17 protein-coding genes are annotated in these 20,717 nt (G+C 42.7%); 5 read left to right on the top strand and 12 right to left on the bottom strand.

All coding sequences use genetic code 11. The features are described from left to right. Positions 1-49 precede the first annotated feature (49 nt). A complete protein-coding gene (locus tag N5C46_RS16010; protein WP_261749350.1) occupies positions 50-721 on the bottom strand; it encodes a CpsD/CapB family tyrosine-protein kinase in 672 nt (223 codons plus the stop codon). Positions 722-737: 16 nt separating this feature from the next. After that, complete coding sequence (locus N5C46_RS16005) at positions 738-1,484, bottom strand: YveK family protein (protein ID WP_261749349.1); 747 nt, start codon at positions 1,482-1,484, stop codon at positions 738-740. 204 nt (positions 1,485-1,688) lie between these two features. Between N5C46_RS16005 and N5C46_RS16000 the strand changes: the two genes are divergently transcribed. Together N5C46_RS16000 and N5C46_RS15995 are read left to right on the top strand one after the other, a co-directional pair. Continuing rightward, a complete protein-coding gene (locus N5C46_RS16000) occupies positions 1,689-2,483 on the top strand; it encodes an SGNH/GDSL hydrolase family protein (protein ID WP_261749348.1) in 795 nt (264 codons plus the stop codon). Between the two features lie 102 nt (positions 2,484-2,585). Then, positions 2,586-3,839: a C40 family peptidase gene (locus tag N5C46_RS15995; protein ID WP_261749347.1), complete on the top strand. Its 1,254-nt coding sequence runs from the start codon at positions 2,586-2,588 to the stop codon at positions 3,837-3,839. A 44-nt stretch (positions 3,840-3,883) separates the two neighbouring features. Here the strand turns inward: N5C46_RS15995 and N5C46_RS15990 are convergent, their stop codons facing one another. Next, a complete protein-coding gene (locus N5C46_RS15990) occupies positions 3,884-5,629 on the bottom strand; it encodes a cell wall-binding repeat-containing protein (RefSeq protein WP_261749346.1) in 1,746 nt (581 codons plus the stop codon). A gap of 197 nt (positions 5,630-5,826) precedes the next feature. Between N5C46_RS15990 and N5C46_RS15985 the strand changes: the two genes are divergently transcribed. Next, a complete protein-coding gene (locus N5C46_RS15985) occupies positions 5,827-6,759 on the top strand; it encodes a polyisoprenyl-teichoic acid--peptidoglycan teichoic acid transferase TagU (protein WP_261749345.1) in 933 nt (310 codons plus the stop codon). 142 nt (positions 6,760-6,901) lie between these two features. Here the strand turns inward: N5C46_RS15985 and N5C46_RS15980 are convergent, their stop codons facing one another. Continuing rightward, entirely contained in the window at positions 6,902-7,783 is an 882-nt protein-coding gene (locus N5C46_RS15980) for a helix-turn-helix domain-containing protein (protein ID WP_261749344.1), read from the bottom strand. Between the two features lie 557 nt (positions 7,784-8,340). On the opposite strand from N5C46_RS15980, the gene N5C46_RS15975 reads away from it, so the two are divergent. Then, positions 8,341-8,658 carry a hypothetical protein gene (locus N5C46_RS15975; protein ID WP_261749343.1) on the top strand — a complete coding sequence of 106 codons (318 nt, stop codon included), beginning with the start codon at positions 8,341-8,343 and terminating at the stop codon, positions 8,656-8,658. 593 nt (positions 8,659-9,251) lie between these two features. Here N5C46_RS15975 and N5C46_RS15970 read toward each other — a convergent pair. Further along, positions 9,252-10,442, bottom strand: a complete 1,191-nt coding sequence (locus tag N5C46_RS15970; protein ID WP_261749342.1) for a glycoside hydrolase family 55 protein — start codon at positions 10,440-10,442, stop codon at positions 9,252-9,254. Between the two features lie 155 nt (positions 10,443-10,597). Here N5C46_RS15970 and N5C46_RS15965 point away from each other — a divergent pair, with 155 nt between their 5' ends. Then, positions 10,598-11,836 carry an O-antigen ligase family protein gene (locus tag N5C46_RS15965; RefSeq protein ID WP_261749341.1) on the top strand — a complete coding sequence of 413 codons (1,239 nt, stop codon included), beginning with the start codon at positions 10,598-10,600 and terminating at the stop codon, positions 11,834-11,836. A 584-nt stretch (positions 11,837-12,420) separates the two neighbouring features. Here N5C46_RS15965 and N5C46_RS15960 read toward each other — a convergent pair. The 7 genes from N5C46_RS15960 to hutP all read right to left on the bottom strand — a co-directional run bounded on the left by N5C46_RS15960 (position 12,421) and on the right by hutP (position 20,642). Next, a complete protein-coding gene (locus N5C46_RS15960; protein ID WP_261749340.1) occupies positions 12,421-13,731 on the bottom strand; it encodes a hypothetical protein in 1,311 nt (436 codons plus the stop codon). Then, complete coding sequence (locus tag N5C46_RS15955; protein ID WP_261749339.1) at positions 13,724-14,290, bottom strand: sigma-70 family RNA polymerase sigma factor; 567 nt, start codon at positions 14,288-14,290, stop codon at positions 13,724-13,726. The genes N5C46_RS15960 and N5C46_RS15955 overlap by 8 nt, the downstream gene beginning before the upstream one ends. A gap of 260 nt (positions 14,291-14,550) precedes the next feature. Next, positions 14,551-15,504: a formimidoylglutamase gene (gene hutG, locus N5C46_RS15950; RefSeq protein ID WP_261749338.1), complete on the bottom strand. Its 954-nt coding sequence runs from the start codon at positions 15,502-15,504 to the stop codon at positions 14,551-14,553. Next, entirely contained in the window at positions 15,482-16,765 is a 1,284-nt protein-coding gene (hutI, locus tag N5C46_RS15945) for an imidazolonepropionase (protein ID WP_261749337.1), read from the bottom strand. The genes hutG and hutI overlap by 23 nt, the downstream gene beginning before the upstream one ends. A 1-nt stretch (position 16,766) precedes the next feature. Further along, positions 16,767-18,437, bottom strand: a complete 1,671-nt coding sequence (hutU, locus tag N5C46_RS15940; protein ID WP_261749336.1) for a urocanate hydratase — start codon at positions 18,435-18,437, stop codon at positions 16,767-16,769. After that, positions 18,430-19,962, bottom strand: a complete 1,533-nt coding sequence (gene hutH, locus N5C46_RS15935) for a histidine ammonia-lyase (protein WP_261749335.1) — start codon at positions 19,960-19,962, stop codon at positions 18,430-18,432. The genes hutU and hutH overlap by 8 nt, the downstream gene beginning before the upstream one ends. Before the next feature lie 233 nt (positions 19,963-20,195). Further along, on the bottom strand, positions 20,196-20,642 hold the full coding sequence (gene hutP / locus N5C46_RS15930; protein ID WP_420720419.1) for a histidine utilization transcription antiterminator HutP: 447 nt from the start codon (positions 20,640-20,642) through the stop codon (positions 20,196-20,198). Between the last annotated feature and the right edge of the window lie 75 nt (positions 20,643-20,717).

Here is a 20,717-nt window from a genome sequence, read left to right as displayed (position 1 = left end):
TTACATCACTAGGTATATTTGTAAAGGGGTGAATTTTGTCGAATTCAATTTAATTTCCGTAATAGTAATAATAGTCTGTTTCGGTAGCTTTTTTATTGTTAAGTACGCATCCTAGCAATTTTCCCTTTGTTGATTGCAGAAGCTCCTTCGCTTTCTTCGCTGGTTCCATTTCCGTTTTCCCGCTTGAAACAACAAGGATGCTTCCGTGACACTGATTCGCCATAATTTGGGCATCGGTTACGACCAGTACCGGTGGGGTATCAAATATGATCAAGTCGTACTCTTGGTACGCTTCTTCAAAGAAGTTCTCCATTGCTCTTGAACTTAGAAGCTCTGCCGGATTTGGTGGAACCGGACCGCTTGAAAGAATATGAAGCCTGTCTACCCCGCTGTCTTTAACGGCTTCCTTCAATGACACTTGTTTCGACAGGATATTCGTCAATCCTGTTGTGTTCGGGAAGTTAAACGTATAGTGAACCGTCGGCTTTCTCATATCTGCATCCACAAGCAGTACCGTCTTACCCTGCTGAGCAAAGACTACGGCTAAATTCGCTGCTGTTGTAGACTTTCCTTCTCCGGGTCCTGCAGATGATACCATGATTGAACGGTATTCCTGATCGACGGATGAGAATTGAATATTGGTACGGATCGTACGGTATTGCTCCGAGACGGGAGACTTCGGGTTCACTTTTGCTATTAGCTTACGTATATTTGAGTTCATTGATTTCTTCTGCTTATTAAACACCGACACTTTCACCTCTGCGTCTTGACGTTCTTTCCTGACGATGAGCTACCTTTTGAAATTCACTATCGGTAATCGTTGGAATGACTCCCAATACAGGAAGTTCGAGACCTTTCTCTATGTCTTGCTCTGTTTTCACTGTGTTATCCAAGAATTCTAATAAGAAGGCAAGTCCTACTCCTGCCATTAATCCCACTACAAGCGCTATGGCGATATTCAATAGTGGCTGCGGTTTAATTGGCGAAGGGTTCTCCCCGAGCTCCGCCTTGGCAAGAATGCTCACATTATCGACGTTCATGATTTTCACAATTTCAGTTTGGAAGACTTCCGCAATTTTATTCGCGATGGCCGCCGCTTGTTTAGGATCTTCATCCTGAACAGAGATGTTAACCACTTGTGAATCTTTTTCACTTTGCACCGTCACTTTTTCATTCAGTGCTCCGGTTGTCATATCCAACTTAAGATCATCAATAACAATATCCAGAATAGCAGGGCTCTTCATTATGACATTATATGTATTGATTAATTGCAGGTTCGTTTGCACTTCTCCTACATTAAATGACTGTTGGTCGTCATTCGATTTATTCACGAGCAATTGAGTGGACGATTGATAGATTGGCGTGAGGGCGAAATAGCTGATTGCCGCACTTACCAATACTGCCATTAGGGTCAGTATGATGATGAGACTCATGCGCTTTTTCAGCGTCTGAATGAGCTCCTTTAAACTGATGGTTTCTTCCATGATAGCCTCCTAAAATTCTTTAAAAATAAAAATCTCGTCATATTATATCATAAGTTCTTGTTATTTTTAGGGAATCTTGTCATAATTTTAATAGAATTGAAATCTTTTGTTATATATCTATTAAACACTAGATTGTTTTTTATTGGAAGGGTCCCTATGGATTTGGTTCCATTTTCCATGTTTATTACTTTTAGGAGGTTCGTAATGAAAAAGGTCTTTATTTTGTTTTTACTTATATTATGTGGTGGTGTCATTGTATACGGAAACCTGCACTGGAAGTCTATGACGTCCACCTCAGATGTCAAATCAGATACTGTGGCTAAAGAAGATGAGCCCAAATCGGTTACTGATGAGAATTCCGATTCCGTTGAAGGCGATGAGAAAGAGCTGGCAGAGATGGGAAATTGGCCGGAAGACGCCCGTGCCCTTTATAAAGGAAAGCTTGAAGCAGGCGAAACATTCCATGTGGTCCTCTTAGGTTCAACTGAAATGGATTCGGTTGAGAACGGCTGGAATGACCTCGTGACGAGCGCTTTAGAAGAAGAATACGGTGACACCATATCCGTTGAAAGTCTGTCTTATGACCTCAACACACTTGATTTCGTCCGGGAAGAAAAGTATGAAGAGGTCGGGGAATTACAACCTGGGCTGGTCATCTTCGAGCCGTTTGTCTTCCAGGATAACGGAAACGTTCTGATTGAAGACACGCTTCAGAACATCGAAACCATCCGCGAGGAAGTAAAGACATTATCCCCCGGGGCTTCATTTGTTCTTACTCCCCCCCAACCCATTTACCAGCCGGCAAACTATAGGGCACAAGTTACGGCGATCAAGGAATTCGCCGAGGATAACGACATTCCGTATATCGACCATTGGTCAAACTGGCCGGATGTTGAAGATGAGGAAATCAAGTCTTATTTAGATGAAGTAAGCAGTCCTAACGAAAAGGGTCACCATGCTTGGGCTAAAGGGATCATTGAATTCCTGATCAAAAAGTAATGTTTTTTTACTAATTAAGGAATAATTTAGCTTTTCTCACCAAATTATGTGATAAAATGACGGTATCATCTATCAAACTATGACAAAAAAGGAGAAGTGTATGTGAAAAAGACATTAGTATCTGTAGCAGCTACGGCTGTTCTCTCGTCTTCGTTTGTTAGCTATGCCGCTGCAAGCACCCATAAGGTGGAATCAGGTGACTCCCTTTGGCTGATCGCAACTAAATACGACACTACCATCGCCAACTTGAAGAGCTTGAACAAGCTCCATTCGGAAATGATCTTTCCGAATCAGGTATTGAAGGTGGCAGCCAACGGGTCTCAACCTCCTAAAGCATCTAAGCCGACAAAGCAAACTACGGGGCAAACGTCCGCCAATACGTATACGATCAAATCCGGGGATACATTAGGTCAGATTGCTGCTACTCATTCTATTACGCTAAATGATTTAATGAGCTGGAATGGTTTACGTAATCACCTGATCTATCCAGGACAGGTATTAAAGGTGTCGAAAGCGGGAACCACGACTGCTCCAAGTAAACCGGCTGCGCCCTCACCTGAAAAGCCAGCTCAAGATGCTCACACTTCAAGCTATTCGGTGAAGTCAGGGGATACGTTATCTCATATCGGGATAAAATTCGGTGTGACTGTAGCAGAACTGAAAAAACTGAACGGTTTATCAAGTGATTTCCTGTTTATTGGACAAGTTCTGAAAGTGTCGAACTCAGGATCGCAGACTGCACCTGCCAAACCAGCACCCGCTCCTGCTAAACCGCAACAGAATCATTCAGTGACTACATACACGGTAAAGTCCGGTGATACCTTGTCTTATATCGGTGCAGCATTCGGTGTCAGCGTAAGCGAATTGAAGAGCCTGAACGGACTTTCGAGCGACTTCCTTCGTGTTGGACAGGTGTTAAAAGTAAAGGGAACAAAAGGGACGGCTCAAGACGTTAAGCCTCCTGCCTCAAGTTCATCATCCACTTTCTCTGTAAATAAATTATTAAGTGAGGCAACGTCTCATATAGGAACTCCTTATGTATGGGGAGGATCTTCGGTTGGCGGCTTTGATTGCAGTGGTTTCATCTACTACGTTTTCAAGGAAGCCGGAGCCAAGGATGTCAAGCGTCTTTCAAGTGAAGGGTATTATAGCCGTTCCTATTATGTGAATTCTCCTCAGCCGGGAGATATTGTATTCTTTGAAAATACATATAAAAAAGGCATTTCTCACTTAGGCATTTATGTAGGGAATAATGAATTCATACATGCAGGGGATAATGGAGTCGAAATATCCAGCCTGAGTAACTCCTACTGGAAATCCAAGTTTGATGGTTTTAAGAGATTTTATGAGTTATAAAATAGTAGATCCCGATGACGATGATGTCATCGGGATCTATTTTTTTATGGTGTGTAGAAGTCCTGGGTGTAGTACACTCCGTACTCTCCTCCGTAGTATGTACCCACTCCCAGTTTTTCATAGAGGGGACTGAGGATGTTTTTGCGGTGGCCGGGTGAATTCACCCAAGCGTCATGGACGGCTATGGCATTTAACTGACCCGCTGCGATGTTTTCCCCTGCTGATGAGTAGGAGATACCCGCCTGTTCCATTCTCTGAAAGGGTGTGAGGCCATCGGGGTTATCATGACTGAAGAAGTTTCGGATGGCCATGTCTTTACTATGGGCCCTTGCCACTTCCCGGGCCCTTGAATCTTCCTCGAGAGGCTCGAGGAAATGACGGGCACGCAATGCATTGCCTTGATCGAGAAGTTGTTTCTCCATACTGATTCTTACGTTTTCTTTATTGAAATCAGGGTTAGTCATCGTGAAGTCCTGCCTGACCATGAAAATCCCTGTTAATGTATCACCGTCGTTCTGGTCATAATACAAACGGATGAGCTTCTCATCATAGACGTAGTCGCTTCCCTGGTCATACTCAGCACCGATTTGATCCATGAGACTCCGCACTTCCGGTTTGTTCATGCCCAGCTTAAGACCCGACTGCGACGTCCAGCTATCGGAATTTGAGTACATCGCCACCACGATCCCGTGAAATACCCCAAATTGAATATATGTTTTAGGATCTTCGTTATACACATACCAATCAAAGTTGAACCGGCTCTCATCGATTCGGTCAGGTTCTCCTAAGACGGAACGCAAAAATGCTTCTGTCGCATCCACATGGACTCCCTGGAACTGAAACTCTTCGGTACTGCCTACTAATTGTTCTTCCACTTTATAAGATATTGCATTTTTCCCGCCAAAGATCGAAAACGATGGATAGGAGTTTACTAGACTTTCAATGGAAGGAGGGATATCATCCTTCTTCACTAGAAGAATCGGGGCGTTGTCTTTAGCCGCCAGAACAGACCCTGCCAGTGCATCGGCGAAATTACCGCCCGTAGCGACGTAGGCCGTTTCCTTCCCAAGGGGCAATCCTTCTATGATATTCTTTGCAGTCTCATAACGATCGGCACCGCCATAGCGGATTGAAGAAGGAAGATCTGTTGCGACACGTGAAGAAATCACGCTTTTCCCTCCTACAATGATGGTGTCTTCTTTTTCATCTGTTATTTCTTTAGTACTTTCAGGTAAGTCTGTCGATTCCGTTAAAACAATCGGGATGCCGTTCTTTGCGGCATATGGTGCCACTGCCAGTGCATCCGGGAAGTTGCGGCCGTTTGCCACGATGGCTTGATCAGAAGGGAGATAGTCTGCTATTTTCGCAGCGGTCTGAAACCGGTCATCTCCTCCGATTCTCGTAATCTCCAAGCCTAAGTCTTTTAGCTGCTTTTCCACATAGAGGTCAATCGCTCCGACCCCGCCTAATATGTATACCTGCTTTGCTTCCAGTATGTTGATGAACTTTCTTGTTTCCGCGGGCAGCCGATGCTTATAGGTCAGCAAGATTGGGGCATCCAATTGATAAGCAAGGGGGCCCCCTGCCAGTGCGTCCGGGAATGTTTCCCCGCTGGCGATGACAACGGTTTCCGCCTGATCCCATCCCCTTAGAGAAATCATTCCAGCTGTATCATATCTGCTTTCGCCAAATATTCGATCTACACTCGTATCTGCTTTTGCCTGGTCCATCTGAATCAGACTGAATACAAGACTGAATAACAAAAGTGTGATTCCGACTTTTTTTATCAAAGTATCCTCTCCCTCCGGTTGTCTACTTTTATTATACCAAAATAATCCAACTCATCCGTGTAAAACCTTACATTCATTGGGATTTTCTTTATGCATTTCCATAGTCAGACAAAATTTTACTAATGTATTTCTTTTTCGACGATTTTCTAGTATATTTTTCTTATATGTAAAAAAAATTATTATAGGTGGGAAACAATTTGAGAACGGATAGACATCAAAAAAAACGCAAGTGGCCGAAAGTGGTGGGCATTATCTTCCTCCTCCTTCTAGTAGCAGGGGCCGGATATGCCTATTCCATTTATCATTCCTTGAGTAAAACGGCTGAAACGATGAACGAAGAGATCGATCGACCGAAATCGGATAAACGAGCGGAAGAAGTGAAATTTGAGAAAAAGCATCCCTTTTCAGTTCTGCTTCTTGGAGTGGATGAGAGGGCCGGTGATAGGGGCCGTTCCGATTCCATGATTGTCGTAACGGTAAATCCTCATGAAAAATCAACGAAAATGCTTAGTATCCCCCGAGATACAAGAGTGGAAATTGTGGGTAAAGGAACAGAAGATAAAATTAACCATGCCTATGCTTTCGGCGGGGTTGAAATGTCCATGGATACTGTAGAGAATTTCCTTGATATCCCAATTGATTATTACGCCAAAATCAACATGGAAGGCTTTAGAGATATCGTAGATGCAGTTGGAGGCGTAAATGTACAAAACAAATTCACCTTCAACTACGAGGGGTACACATTTAAAGAAGGCACATTGTCCCTGACTGGGAAAGAAGCCCTTGCGTATTCCCGTATGCGTTATGAGGATCCAAGAGGAGACTTCGGAAGGCAGGCCCGGCAACGCCAGGTGATTGAAGCCGTAATCCGAGAAGGTGCCAGCGTCTCTTCACTTTGGAACTATGGCGATATTTTCGGAGCGATCGGTGAGAACGTAAAGACCAACCTAACGTTGGATGAAATGGTGGAAATTCAAAAGAACTATAAGAGTGCAACCGGAAGTATTTCTCAAAGCCAAATCGCAGGAGAAGGTACGAAAATCGGCGGCATTTACTACTATCTTGTGCCTGAAGAAGAAAGACAAAAAGTACAGAGTGAATTGAAGGATCATTTGGATTTGAATGAATAAAGTGGAAGGTCGGCCTTGGTGGCCGGCTTTTTTTATGAGGGACGGACCTTTGGGTGATAGACATGGTGGAATTGGATGGAACGATGAAAAAGAACCAGCCTGGAGCTGGTTCTTTTCGCACAGCTGGTAAAAAGCAAACGGTTTAATTAACCTCTGACAGCTCTTTAATTTTATTTCGGATAAAGTTAATGTATTTATCATCTTCCTGGAGTTCAAACACTATCAGTGCTTTTTCCATATAGCTCTTCGCTTTCAATGGCTGATTCAACAATTCTAAATTATAACCGATTTGATAATGCAGTTCTCCTAATAAATATAAACTATCCTTGTTTAAACACCATTTAATGGCATCCTCGCAATATTTATTAGAGTCATTAATCCTGCTTAACTTCGTTAACACCCTCGACATGTTATAGTATAGTCTCGTCTTAAGGGTATAGTCATTGATGTGAGGTAGCGTTTGGATATGGCCTTTTGCTTCTTCAAAGACCGTCAATGCCTTTTCGTTATTCTCCTTATAATAAATACCCCCAATGGTCAAGAGAATTTCAATTTCCCGTTCTAACATTACTTTACCCTTAACATGTGTAATTTCTAAAGCTTCTCTTAACGTGGAAATGGAAGATTCAAGATCCTTCTTCACTTCCCAAAGATAGATCCCTTTATGCCAAAGGAGCAGCTGCATATTCTTTTTATTTTGAAGGAAGAGCGGATTGACTTCTTCTGTCCGTACAATATCCATCATTTCTTCAAATCGCAGACTTCTTCTCATGATTTGAAGTTGTTTAAAAACTTCTTGCACATAGTCCAATCTGGGGGTTGTACCGATATCAAAAAAGTAGTTGACATCCACCCCTAACTTCTGTGAAATTTGATATAATGTAGAGGCATAAGGAAAAACATCTCCCTTTTCAATCTTACTGATTTGAGCCTGCGTACAAATTCCGTCAGACAATTCTTCTTGAGATAGTCCACTATTCTTTCTTAACTCTTTTATCTTTCTTCCTACTGCCCCAAAATCCATTAAACCCTCTCCTAAATATGCCTAGAGTTATATTTTTGTCTATATACCGTAGAAAACACCGTAATTTCTTAGTAAAATAAGAATAAAGAAGGATACATTCCCTTTTTACAAACAAAGGAAATGTGTTTTAATAATTATAACATTACTTACAATTATAATAACGAATCTTCTTTCAAAGAAGAAAGGGAGGAAAGACCTATGAAAAGACGTTTTCTTACAATCTTGACAGCTTCAGTCCTGCTCTTAGGATTTGCTGGAACCACTAGTGCAGCTGGTACATCTGCAGATGCAAATGTTACTACTCCTCAAACAGATTTACCTGGTTGGGCATACTAAGTATTTAAACAATGTTTTATAGGGCTTTCTCATCTTGAGGAAGCTTTTTTTCTTGTTATGAATTTTCCTGTTTATATGCCTAGAGTTATAAGAATGAGTGAAAAACGGTATATTTAGACCTTAATCAAAGTTGTATATCCAATATTGCTTCATAAGCCTAAATTCCCTCTTTTTTGAATTGTGATAGGATAAAAGTACAATAAAAGAAAGGGGGCTTCATGATGAAAAGCATAAGCATGAAAGTAAATCCTCTATATTCTGATGTAGATTTGTCGATTGTATTTCAGTTCGAATTTTCCAAAGGTAATTGTAAGGTCGGGGAAGCCATGGTGTCTACGTATTCCATGGACAACAGTGTTACCTATCGAAAGTCCCTACTAGTTCCAGCAGCAAAAGTTGATAAGTGTGCGGTCATTGATCAGTTCGATATTATCGGAGACCTTGAAGAACTCTGTATGAAAAAACTCCAGCATTTCCTTAAAGTCATTGGGATGAAAGAAATTCATTCGGGTTATGACATGGTTATGGAAAAAAAATAGTTCGATTAATATTTTTATTCTCAACGCATTCGTTCTTTCGCTATCGTTCTTGGTAAATTTTTCACAAACCATTGAGTGGTAAGATAAAGAGGTACAAATTTCTCTTAATTACAAATTAATATAATCAGATTGAAGGGGGATTCTTAATACTACCTTTCCTCTGTTTGTGGAGAGAACAATGGCTTTTAACAATTGTTTTAATTTGAGTTAAAGCATGATTAAGGAGAGAGCAAAAGAACGCCGCCTCTTCATATCCAATAAATCCAATGAGGAACAAGTAAGTCCTAAGAGTAATAATAGGGCTTATTTGTTGACTATAAAGACGAGTCAATCAACTAATCCTCAATATATCTGGAAAACGCGCTTGATTAGTCAGTGGTGCCTTAAAAAATGACAAATGACTATCATTCAGCAAATTTTAAAAATTAGCATTTATAATCAACATATACATGACTCACTATAAAAATTTACCAATTCAAGTAGTCGATTGGCTGCGTAATCTCTTTTTATTGTGCACTTAATAGGGGGCATTTTATCTTGATAGTCTTTCATTTATTTTTTACACTATACCCTCTATTGATGTTTGTGCTTAATCAATCCGGAAGTACACTAACTTCTCCTTGACTTGAATTAAGAATTTGCAAATTCTTATTTGTATTGCCACTGAATAATCCGTCCACTTGAAACCTTTTACTACCCTTTATTAATACTCCCTGTTTCGAATCACTTACATTCATTTCAATATCAAAATCAGAACTATTAACTATAACAACACCTACCTCATCAAATCCATTTACTATTCCATCCACATTGAAGTTAGAAGAACTATCCAAATAAATGGCAGATTTCTTATATTTAGAAAAAGTGTTACCTGTTATAGTAAAATTATCACTATTAATAGCTTTAATAGCATGGCCATCCTGTTTTTCTGCTGGTATGAGATTAGTACTTGGAGTATAGCCGTTAAAATTATTTCCGCTAATTGAGAATAAAGATATGTTGTTCAGATCAACTGCATTTCCACTAGGAGAGAAACCTGCAATATATGCTGAGGATAAACCTTGATCAAATTGATTTCCAATAATAGTTATATTATTCATCGATTTTTCATTAATGTTTGTATTATTTAGTTTTATATGAGCTTTATTATTAGCAAAAAAATGGTTATCTGCGATAATGACTTTTCTGAAGGTATCTCCTTCAACAACTAATCCTCCACTTTTGTTTAATTCAATTGTATTTCTAGAAAAATTAAGTGTGACAAATTCTCCCCTAACAGCCATATTGGTTTGAGTAAACCAACAATTTTGAATAGTCACATCTGTCAGGCTTCCTTTAGTTAGTATACCTGAAGCATTATCTGAATCTGATTCAATGATTTGAAATAATAAATCACTAGCAATAAATTTTGCACTTCCTTGATTAGAAACTGTGATTAACGGAAATGATATTGGCTTATCATTTGTACCTTTAGCTCGGATAACACTTGAGAACCCTTCCCCCGATATTTGAACCTTACTTTTTTCTGATATCAACAAAGTTGATGAAATTATATACGTTCCGGTCGGAAAGTAGACTAATCCACCTTTAGAATTGTCAATAGAATCAATTGTCCTTTGTATAGCTTCGGTGTCATCGTTTTTACCATCACCCACAGCACCAAATTTTTTTACACTATATACCTCGTCTATTACTTTTGGAGCAAGTCTATTTTCTAGTTCGTTTACAATTCCACTTAACAATAATAACAAACAAAAAAATATCAAAATACTGTACCACTTCATAAAATAGCCACCTTTTGTATTATAAGGATATCATCTTTAATGATATATTGTTATTTTCGAAAAGAACTTCTAACATAAATTATTTTAGATTTTACGTTTACATTTTTGCATGGTATAATTCTCTAAGTTTAGTAAGTGGAGGTAAAATTTCATATATGTCTATTAAATTCTCATTTCACAAGAATATTACTTTTCTTATATCCCTTCTCATATTAGTTTCATTAATTACCTATTTGCCACAGACTTTGGCACTCATGAAAGGCTCAAACATTCATACTTCTGAAGAAGCAGGCTTAAGATTTCTAAGAGAAGCTATATTATGTATTATTGTCTTCTATATGATTTTTTGGATTAAAAAATATCCATCTCCTTCTAAGTCATTTTTGGCAGTCACTATTTTCTTTTTCTGCTATACATTATTAGAAATAGCAAATATGATTTCTAAAGAGTATCCTTTACTGGTCCCTATTTCCGGCCTAAGGATTTTTCAATATACTCCTATTGCGTATGCAGGATTTATTTTAGCTTCGAATAACTATACTGTTTCATTGGAAAAAATCGCTAATTCGCTTAAATTTTTTCTCTTAATCCAATTAGTAGCTGGAATTTATCAAATATTAAATGCTCCTCCTTTTTTCGGATCAACTATTCTTGGAAGTAGACCTTTCGGTACGTTTTCAAGCCCAAATATATTCGGACTTACATTCGCTTCTTGTGGTCTTCTATTCTATTTCACTAATAACAAAAAAAATAATAAATGGATTCTATTAAGCTTGATTGGAGCCTCTATAAGTGGTTCAAGATCAGCTTTTCTTGGTGCGGTAATTATTTTGGGTTTTATATTTTTATTTAAATTGACCAAAAAAAGTAGATTATTATTTATTCCATCCATTCCATTGATATTAACCTCTATATATTTCATATCACGCTCCCCTTTAATAAGTGGTCGTGATATTCAAGGAGAGCCACGTTTCGCAGTTTGGGATACCATTTTACAAAACCTAAACTCTTCCTTTGACTTCTTATTTGGTTGGGGGTTAGGATTGGGATCTAATACTGTCACAAATATTTTTGGTTATGACTTTTTTGATGGACAGTTTTTCTCAGATAGTGTATATATTTTTGTTTTTAGTAGTTACGGCATAATTGGGTTTTTATTCTATTTAGCTGTATTAATTTTCACATTGCTATATTGTAAGAATATGAAGTCTACACTTTTAATATTTTTTATAGCATTTTATAGTAACATCTTTGTTATATGGGAAATATTTCCAGCCAACGTCATTTTGATGCTTCTATGGGGATGGGTTTTAGGGGATGTAAAATATTCAAATAAGCAAACTGAAAACAATACTTTATCCCTAAAGTTAATTCCAAACGCAAAAAGCTCATAATTGGAAATGTTTTCTCTTTCTATTAATTCTTACTCCAGCATTTTAAGCGAAAGTTCTTGACCCCTTGAAACTCTCTGAATCCGTATTGCCAACATATCTTTAATGGGTCTCTTGTTTTGGTTTCTTAAGTAATATTTATAGATAATGATCCTGAACTCAAATTTATTTATTTTTTCATAAAATCGCACTTGTTCTAATATGAATTAGTTTTAAATCTCTACTAATTCATTCACTTAAATATTGGTACCATCAATAAAATTGTTTCTTGATCAATCAGTTTTTCTTCACTGAACAAACATTCGCGAATTCATTCTGTCACTACTAGTTAAACATTGAATTAGCTGAATGTGCGATAACTTAGTTCATATTTTTTAGCTAGCAAGATCAATCGAGGATGATAAGCCGACAGCATTCATCTCGAAGAAATGGTTCGAACACCTCATGAGAGATACTTCCAACCAAATGATGGAATGGAATTAAATAATTCTTACAGATAAAATTGTGTATGATATTTTATCAGAAGTGGTCCTTATTTTATTTCATAGGAGGATTTTGTCTCTCCCTCTTTATTGAAATGGTACTTATTAATGTAATTTCAGACCATCCGTCCAAATAATTTCTGGATATCCCCATTGATTTATGGGAGAAGAGTCATTTGTCGTGCTCCCATAGCTTACCCCCGTATCGTAATACCCATCTATTCCATTCTCAATATGGACAATATAGGAGAAGGTATTCCATAGGGATTCTTCTTCCTTCTCTTCACTTGAAGCATCCGTTAGTTTCTTCAAGAAGGAGTGAGCGATGTGTTTTATTTCCTTTTCGGATGTTTCTTGTGGAACAACGATGTTAAATTCCAAAGGATCCTGCTGAGATCGTAAGAGGACTTCAATCGCCTTGGTATTGTTCACCACTTCTTCTCTCGCCTCATCAAGCCACTCTGTACGGAAAACCACCGTTTTTTCCTCATCACCGAGGTACTTTACATCGGAACTTGCCGTTGCAGGAGAACGATCCTTTTTTAATAAGGAAATGGACGTAATATATGAGCTGCGATCAATGATTTGCACCCCAGCCTCTGTATAAGGTTCCCCTTTATTTTGTCCATCGAGATTCAATATCACCATATAGTCGCCATAATAATACTTAGCGTTAAAAACCTCCCGGGTGCCATCATACGCATAATAAGGGTCTCCGAGAGTCTCAATGACCTGCTTCAATGTATATACAGAGCTGATACTGGATTGAATCTGTGATAACTTCCTTTCTTTCTCACGATATTGTAGGAGGTAATTTTCCACTCGATCATACTCTTTGCCGACTTCATATCTATCCTCAAATTGCGCTTGGATATCATCCATTGAATCTCCTATTGTAAAAGGTGTTCCCATGAATGTTCCTTTCCCGGCTTCCTGTTTGAATACTTCAGGACGATTCAGAATATCTGTGAAGTCAAAGAGAGCTAAAGGCACCACTTTATCAGCTTCAGGTGTCTCTTTCTGTTCTTCGTTCTGCACTTCTTCTTCCTTAAATTCTCTTTCTTCTTCTATTTTTTTAACAGGGTTCGCAGACCTCCTTGTCCAGGCTTTTTCATCTTGTATCTGCTCGTCAAACTTGTCAACAGGGATGAATGTAAATTGATCTTCCGTCTCTTCTGTTTCGTTCTCTTTCACTTTTTCATCCTGGAACAGATAACTGCTCGTTAAAATGGAAAGGATGACGATGAAACATAGGGGAGCCGCAATGTTTATACATATCGTCTTAAATGAAAATCTATGTTGTTTCTCACTTCTGATTTTTTTCATGATGGCTCTTTTTTGACTAACAGGAGTTGTTTTCTGAAAAATTTCCTTTTCAATTTCATTCTTGATGTTTTGGAATGGGTCCTTATTCATTTGATAACCTCCCTCCCATTGTTTTCTTCAGTTTTTCTCTCCCACGGTCCAGTCTCGTCCGGACGGTAGAGGGGTTGATCCCAAGCATATCGCCGATTTCCTGTGTGGTGAGTTCTTCATAATAATATAGTAGAATGATTTCCCGGTATTTGATAGGCAAAGCCAGTATATGGGATATGACTGAGTCATTTGCTTCATTGGTCATCAATTCCTCTTCCGGAGTGACTGTCGTCGATTTGTTCAGGATCTTATGGAATGTATGTACGACTGTATTTCTTCTAAAATAAGCTGAACACTTATAATCCTTGCACTGGTTAATGACGATACGATATATCCAGGTTTTGTAAGAAGAATGTTGATTAAACTGATGCAGGGCCTGGAAAGCCTTAATGAACACCTCTTGGGTAATATCCTGTGCCGCTGACCAGTCCTTCACATACAAGTAGGCCAATTTGGTCACCTGCATCTCATACTCATCAATCAAATCTTCAATCACCCTTTCCCTGCTTACCTCCATCTGCATCACTCCCCTCTTCTCCTGCTGCCACGCTTCTTCCACTTTCCATCCCCCTTGATCATCCGGGTGCCCCCGCTTAGTCCGCACCCGGCAAGGTCCGTCCCTCACCGCTTTGAGGGACGGACCTTCATTCGTTTAATTGTAATGTATTATTTTACATTTTTGTAAGTTTTCTTATATTAGACGAAGGGGGAAGTATGGGTGTCTCAGATTCTTAAAAATTCTCTATCCTTTTATCTGCACAAAATGAACTCATCCATAGAAAAAGCTTTGGCAGCATGGACGCTTCCAAAGCTTTTTTGCTATTTTGATAGTGTTTCAAGAATAAGATGCGCCGCCACCCTGCTCGTCATGTCTCTGGTGTCGAGGGTCGGGTCGATCTCGACGATGTCCATGGTGGTTACCTTCGGGTGCTCCAGCGCGGTCTGGACCGCCTCCATGAGCGTATCCGGATGCATCCCCCCGGGACCGATCGCCGGGCAGCCCGGGGCGAATGCCTGGTCGAGGACGTCCATGTCGACGGAGAGGTAGATGGTGTCGACCTTGGATTCCAGTTGGGTTAGAGCATGTTGGATGAGTTCGGTGATCGACGAGTTCGATTGTCTGACGTCCTTCATCGTATACACCGTTACACCCTGCTCGATGGCGTAATCATGGTAGGCTTTCGCATTGGCGTAGTTGCGGATGCCGATTTGAATCAGGTGATCACCCTGGAGATGCCCTTCTTCTATTAATCTTCTGAAAGGTGTTCCGTTGGTCGGCCCTCCGTCTTCGGTGTTTCTGAGGTCATGATGAGCATCAAACTGGATGATGCCCACAGTCCCTTTCGTTTCCTTGATGGCTTTAACCGTTGACGTAGTGATGGAATGGTCTCCGCCAAGGATGATGGTGAAGGGTGCGGTGTTTGTTTCGGTTACTGCTTTGGTTGATTCATAGATTCGTTGATGTGATTCTTCGATGGAGGTCGGATGCATGGAGATGTCACCGAAGTCGATGATGGTTTTGCTGTCTTCTTGGAGGTCCGTCCCTCTCTCAATATTGTAGGTTGTGAACGAGTTCAGGCACCTTCTGATGGCGTCGGGTGCGAAGCTTGCCCCTGAGTGGGAGATGGAGGGTTTAGAGAGGGGGGCGCCGATGATGGCGATGTCCCCTTTCTTTCCCTCTTCCCATGGTGTCAGGAGTTCTGCTGCTTTCGTTGTGTAGCGGTCTTTGAACTGCGCCTTTCCTGCGGGCTTAATGTGTTGAAATGTGCTCATGAAGCTTCTCCTTGCGGTAGATGATGCATCCGTCTTTCATGACGGTGTTGGTATGGTTGACTCCGTAGTGATACGGGACATAGTGATAGTTCGGGACATCCCACAGTACAATATCGGCTTTGCGGCCTTTGATTAACTTTCCTGCCGAGTCTCCCCTGTTGATGGCATAGGCGGAGTTGACGGTGACGGCGTTCCAGATTTCTTCCGGCGTCATTTTCAATTGTAATGACGCAAGGTTCATGATGAACTGCAGGTTCTCCGTCGGTGAGCTGCCAGGATTGAAGTCGGTGGATAGGGCGACAGCCGCTCCCGCTTCGAGCATCCCTCTTGCGTTCGCGAATTTTCCTTTGTTTAGGTAGAAGGATGTGCCTGGTAGGAGGACTGCGATTGTGTCGGTTGCTCCCAGTGCAGCGATGCCTTTGTCAGACGCGCCCACTAAGTGGTCTCCGCTGGTGGCGCCGATTTCTGTTGCCATTTCAGTTCCGCCGAGTGGATGGATTTCGTCGGCGTGGATTTTGACGGAGAATCCTTTTTCTTTGGCCGCTTTTAAAAACTGGCGGGACTGTTCGACGGAGAATACGCCTGTTTCGCAGAAGATGTCGACGAATTCAGCTAGTTGTTCTTTTTCGATGTCGTTTAACAGGTCAAGCATTTCCTGCAGGAATTCATCGGAGCGGCCTTTGAATTCCGGTGGGATGGCGTGTGCTCCCAGGAATGTGGAGACGATTTCTGCCGGGTGTGTTTCGTTTAGTTGCTTGGCTACTTTCAGCTGTTTTAGTTCGGTCTGGCGGTCAAGACCGTATCCGCTCTTTGCTTCTACTGTTGTGACTCCGTAAGAGATCATTCTGTTCAGATGGAAGCGTGCTTTTGTTAGAAGTTCTTCTTCGGATGCTTCGCGGGTAGCACCTACTGTAGATAGGATGCCTCCTCCCCGCTTGAGGATCTCTAAGTATGGAACACCCTGCTGCTTTAGGGCCATTTCGTGTTCACGGGAGCCGCCAAAGACCAAATGAGTGTGCGGGTCGACTAGACCGGGTGAGACGAGCTTTCCTTCTGCGTCGATCCGTTCCGTTGCTTTCATGGATTGCGCGTCTTCATGCGTGCCAATCCAGGCGACAAGGCCGTCCTTGATAGCAAGTGCCGCATTTTCCAGAACAGGGAGGCTGTTCATCGCCCCTCCTTTCAAAGGTCCGTCCCCGTGATCCATGGTCAGGAGCTGGCCGATGTTGTCGATGATGGTGTCGAATTGTGTAGTGGTCATCTTATTCTCCTCCTTTGTTCATCGGGATGTGAATGTTGTGTTTTTCGGCTGTTTTTTCTGCAATATCATAGCCTGCGTCGACGTGGCGGATGACGCCCATTCCGGGATCTGTTGTGAGCACCCTCTCAAGACGTTCCTGTGCAAGGTCCGTCCCGTCTGCCACAACGACCATTCCGGCGTGCAGAGAATACCCCATCCCTACTCCGCCGCCGTGGTGGAAGGAGATCCAGGAGCCGCCTGCCGCTGTGTTGATGAGGGCGTTCAGGATGGCCCAGTCACCCACTGCGTCACTGCCGTCCTTCATACTTTCCGTCTCACGGTTTGGTGAAGCTACTGATCCGCAATCGAGGTGGTCACGGCCGATGACGATTGGAGCTTTCAGTTCGCCATTTCGTACCAGTTCGTTGATGGCAAGACCCATTTTCACACGCTCACCGTAGCCTAACCAGCAAATTCGGGAAGGAAGACCTTGGAATGCCACCTGCTCCTGCGCCATATCGATCCAGCGATTCAGTGCTTCATTTTCAGGGAAAAGCTCTTTGATCAATCGATCCGTTCTGTAGATGTCTTCCGGGTCACCTGACAGTGCCGCCCAGCGGAAAGGTCCTTTTCCTTCACAGAATAATGGACGGATATATGCAGGAACGAATCCGGGGAAATCAAATGCATTCTTGACCCCTTCATCCTTCGCTACCTGACGGATGTTGTTGCCGTAGTCAAATACGATGGAGCCACGGTGTTGGAACTCGAGCATCGCTTCCACGTGTTTGGCCATACTTTTTTGTGATAGTGCTGTGTAAGTTTTCGGATCCTGTTTACGTAGTTCAGCTGCCGCTTCGAGTGTATATCCTTCAGGGACATAGCCGTTGAGTGGATCGTGGGCTGATGTCTGGTCGGTTACGATATCAATTTTGACGTCACGCTTGAGGAGTTCATGATGAACCTCAGCCGCGTTTCCAAGTAAAGCGATGGACAGAGGCTTGCCCTGGTCCCTTGCTTCATATGCCATCATCAACGCTTCTTCGATGGACTCGGTTTTCACGTCACAGTATTTTGTATCGAGGCGCTTCTGGATCCGCTCTGCGTCCACATCTACGGCGATCACGACTCCTCCGTTCATCGTGACGGCGAGTGGCTGTGCCCCACCCATTCCGCCTAATCCGGCTGTGAGGGTGATCGTCCCTTTGAGGGAGTTATTGAAATGTTTCTTCGCCAGTGCCGCGAACGTTTCGTACGTCCCTTGCAGGATTCCTTGGGTCCCAATATAAATCCAGCTTCCCGCTGTCATTTGGCCGTACATCATGAGGCCTTTTTGATCGAGCTCATGGAAGTGCTCCCAGTTTGCCCACTTTGGAACGAGGACTGAGTTGGATAGCAGGACCCTTGGCGCTGCTTTATGAGTTTTGAACACACCAACCGGCTTTCCGGATTGGACGAGCATGGTTTCATCGTTCTCCAGGTTTCTGAGCGTAAGAACGATGGCATCGAAAGACTCCCAGTTACGGGCCGCTTTCCCGATTCCGCCGTATACGACGAGCTCTTCCGGTATTTCAGCTACTTCAGGATCGAGGTTATTGTAGAGCATGCGGAGGACCGCTTCCTGCTCCCATCCTTTACATTCGAGGTCCGTCCCTCTTTTTACGTGTACGATTCGTTTGTCTGCCTTAACCATTTGTCGTTTCCTCCTTTGTTTTGGTTGGTTTGATCAGTGTGCTCAGGGTTGTTTGCTGCAGCCACTGGTTGGCTTTTTCTATATCTTTCGAGAAGATCCGGTCCTTCGTGATGGAAGGAATGACTTTTCTCGCTTCTTCGTAAAATTGTTTTGTTTTGCTGGCCATGAGGTCCGTCCCTCGATGTTCTGCTGCCTGCAGGTTGCAGATGAGCTCGACGGCGAGGACTCTTCTCGTGTTCTGCAGGATTTGATAGGCGTGACGGGATCCGATTGTCCCCATGCTGACGTGGTCTTCCTGGTTGGCAGATGACGGAATCGAGTCGACGCTCGCCGGATGGGCAAGGGTTTTGTTCTCGGATACGAGTGATGCCGCGCAGTATTGCATGATCATGGCGCCTGACTGCAGCCCAGGTTGCGGGCTCAGGAACGGTGGCAAATCATTGAGCTGCGGGTTCACGAGTCGTTCAATGCGTCGCTCTGAGATGTTGGCGAGTTCTGCTATGGCAATTTTCATGAAGTCCATGGCGAATGCAATCGGCTGTCCGTGGAAATTCCCGCCTGAAATGATTTTTTCACCATCGTCAAAGATCAACGGATTATCCGTCGCTGCATTCATTTCGATTTCGAGCTTTTCCTTTACATAATCAAGGGCCTGCCAAGAGGCTCCATGTACTTGGGGGATGCATCTTAAGGAGTAGGCGTCTTGGACTCTCAGCTCTCCTTGTTTGGTTGTAAGCTTGCTGTCTTGTAAGTAGTCTCTGATTCTTTGCGCCGTTGCTACCTGTTGAGGATATCCCCTCACTAAATGAATATCTTCGTCGAAGGCATCCATGATTCCTCTTAATCCTTCTAAGGTCAGACTGGCGATCATTTCACTTTGGAAGGCCAGTTCCTCTGCTTCCAGGTATCCGATGACGCCCATTGCCGTCATGGCCTGGGTTCCGTTGATGAGTGCCAATCCTTCTTTCGCCTGAAGCTGGATTGGGAAGATGTTTTCTTTAGAAAGGACAGTGAGTGTCTGGTGAACATCACCCTGATAGTGGACTTCCCCTTCACCCATCAACGCCAGTGCCAAGTGGGATAGCGGCGCTAAGTCACCGCTTGCTCCTAATGAACCCTGTTGCGGGATCACCGGATGGATCCCTTTGTTCAGAAATTCAGCGAGCCGCTCTACGATGACCGGTCTGACACCGGAATACCCTTTTAACAGAGCATTACATCTCAAGAGAAGCATGGCCCGCGAAACGTTTTCCGGAAAGGGATCACCCACTCCACACGCATGAGAATGAATCAGGTTCAACTGAAGCTCCTCCACATCATCCGCATCGATCAACACATCACTGAACTTCCCAAAGCCCGTATTAATCCCATACACCACACGCTTCTCCTTCACAATCCTCTCAACCGCCTCGCGACTCTTCCGCACCCTCTCCATACTAAGCGGCGAAAGCTCCACAGGCTCCTTCCCATAAATGACCCTCTTCGCCTCATCCAAACTCAAACTGCAACCCGTCAACTCCACCATCTTGGATCACTCCTTCTATTTTTAGGGACGGACCTCTGAAAATCAGCTGTTTTCGATTCGTCCCCACTGCTATTTACCGTTATTACTGGTTTTTTTGCTTTCATGCTTTAACCTGCTGCGGGACGGACCCCTTCGTAAGTTCCTCTGTCCACACAAAAAGGAGGCTCGACCAAAGACAGACTTCTGCCTTTGGTCGAGCCTCCTTTCAACTAATATCTCTAGGCTCTCATTATTTAAATGTGATTGATTCCAAGTCCGATCGTTTCGTGCTCCAACCCCTTAATGGGCGCACCAATCGTTCCATATAGCGCTACGGCGATCCATTCGCCTTCCTCTTCACTTTCATACGGAGTCCCTCTCACAACGGAGAAGCGCAGGCCCACTGTCCGCAGAATCTCGCCCAATTGAGTCTGACCGCGGGTGACCCCTGTCAGTGCTTCCATGATCGCGTGATACAAAGCATGCATCTCCCGGTACAGATCTTCCCGGACCAGGTCACTCCGCTTCGCCGCTGTTTCTATCGCGGCCACGATTTTCTGGCTGTCCATCGATCCGATCTTACCGGTGCAGTAACTCCAATTCAGCTCATTGAAATGACGGTTCCACTCTTCCTCTTCCCTGTCTAACAGGAGAAGGAGCATGGCGTTCTTTCCGATACGAGTATGATCTGTCTTCTTCAAGTGGCATTCGCACCTTACATGAAAATTCTAAAAATACTAATAACTACTATTATTGTATGGTGTGATTCATAAGAG

Origin of the sequence: Rossellomorea vietnamensis (assembly GCF_025398035.1) — a bacterium.
GTDB lineage: Bacteria > Bacillota > Bacilli > Bacillales > Bacillaceae_B > Rossellomorea > Rossellomorea vietnamensis_B.
Note: the sequence above shows the minus strand (reverse complement) of the source record. Positions and strands in the feature narration are given on the sequence as shown.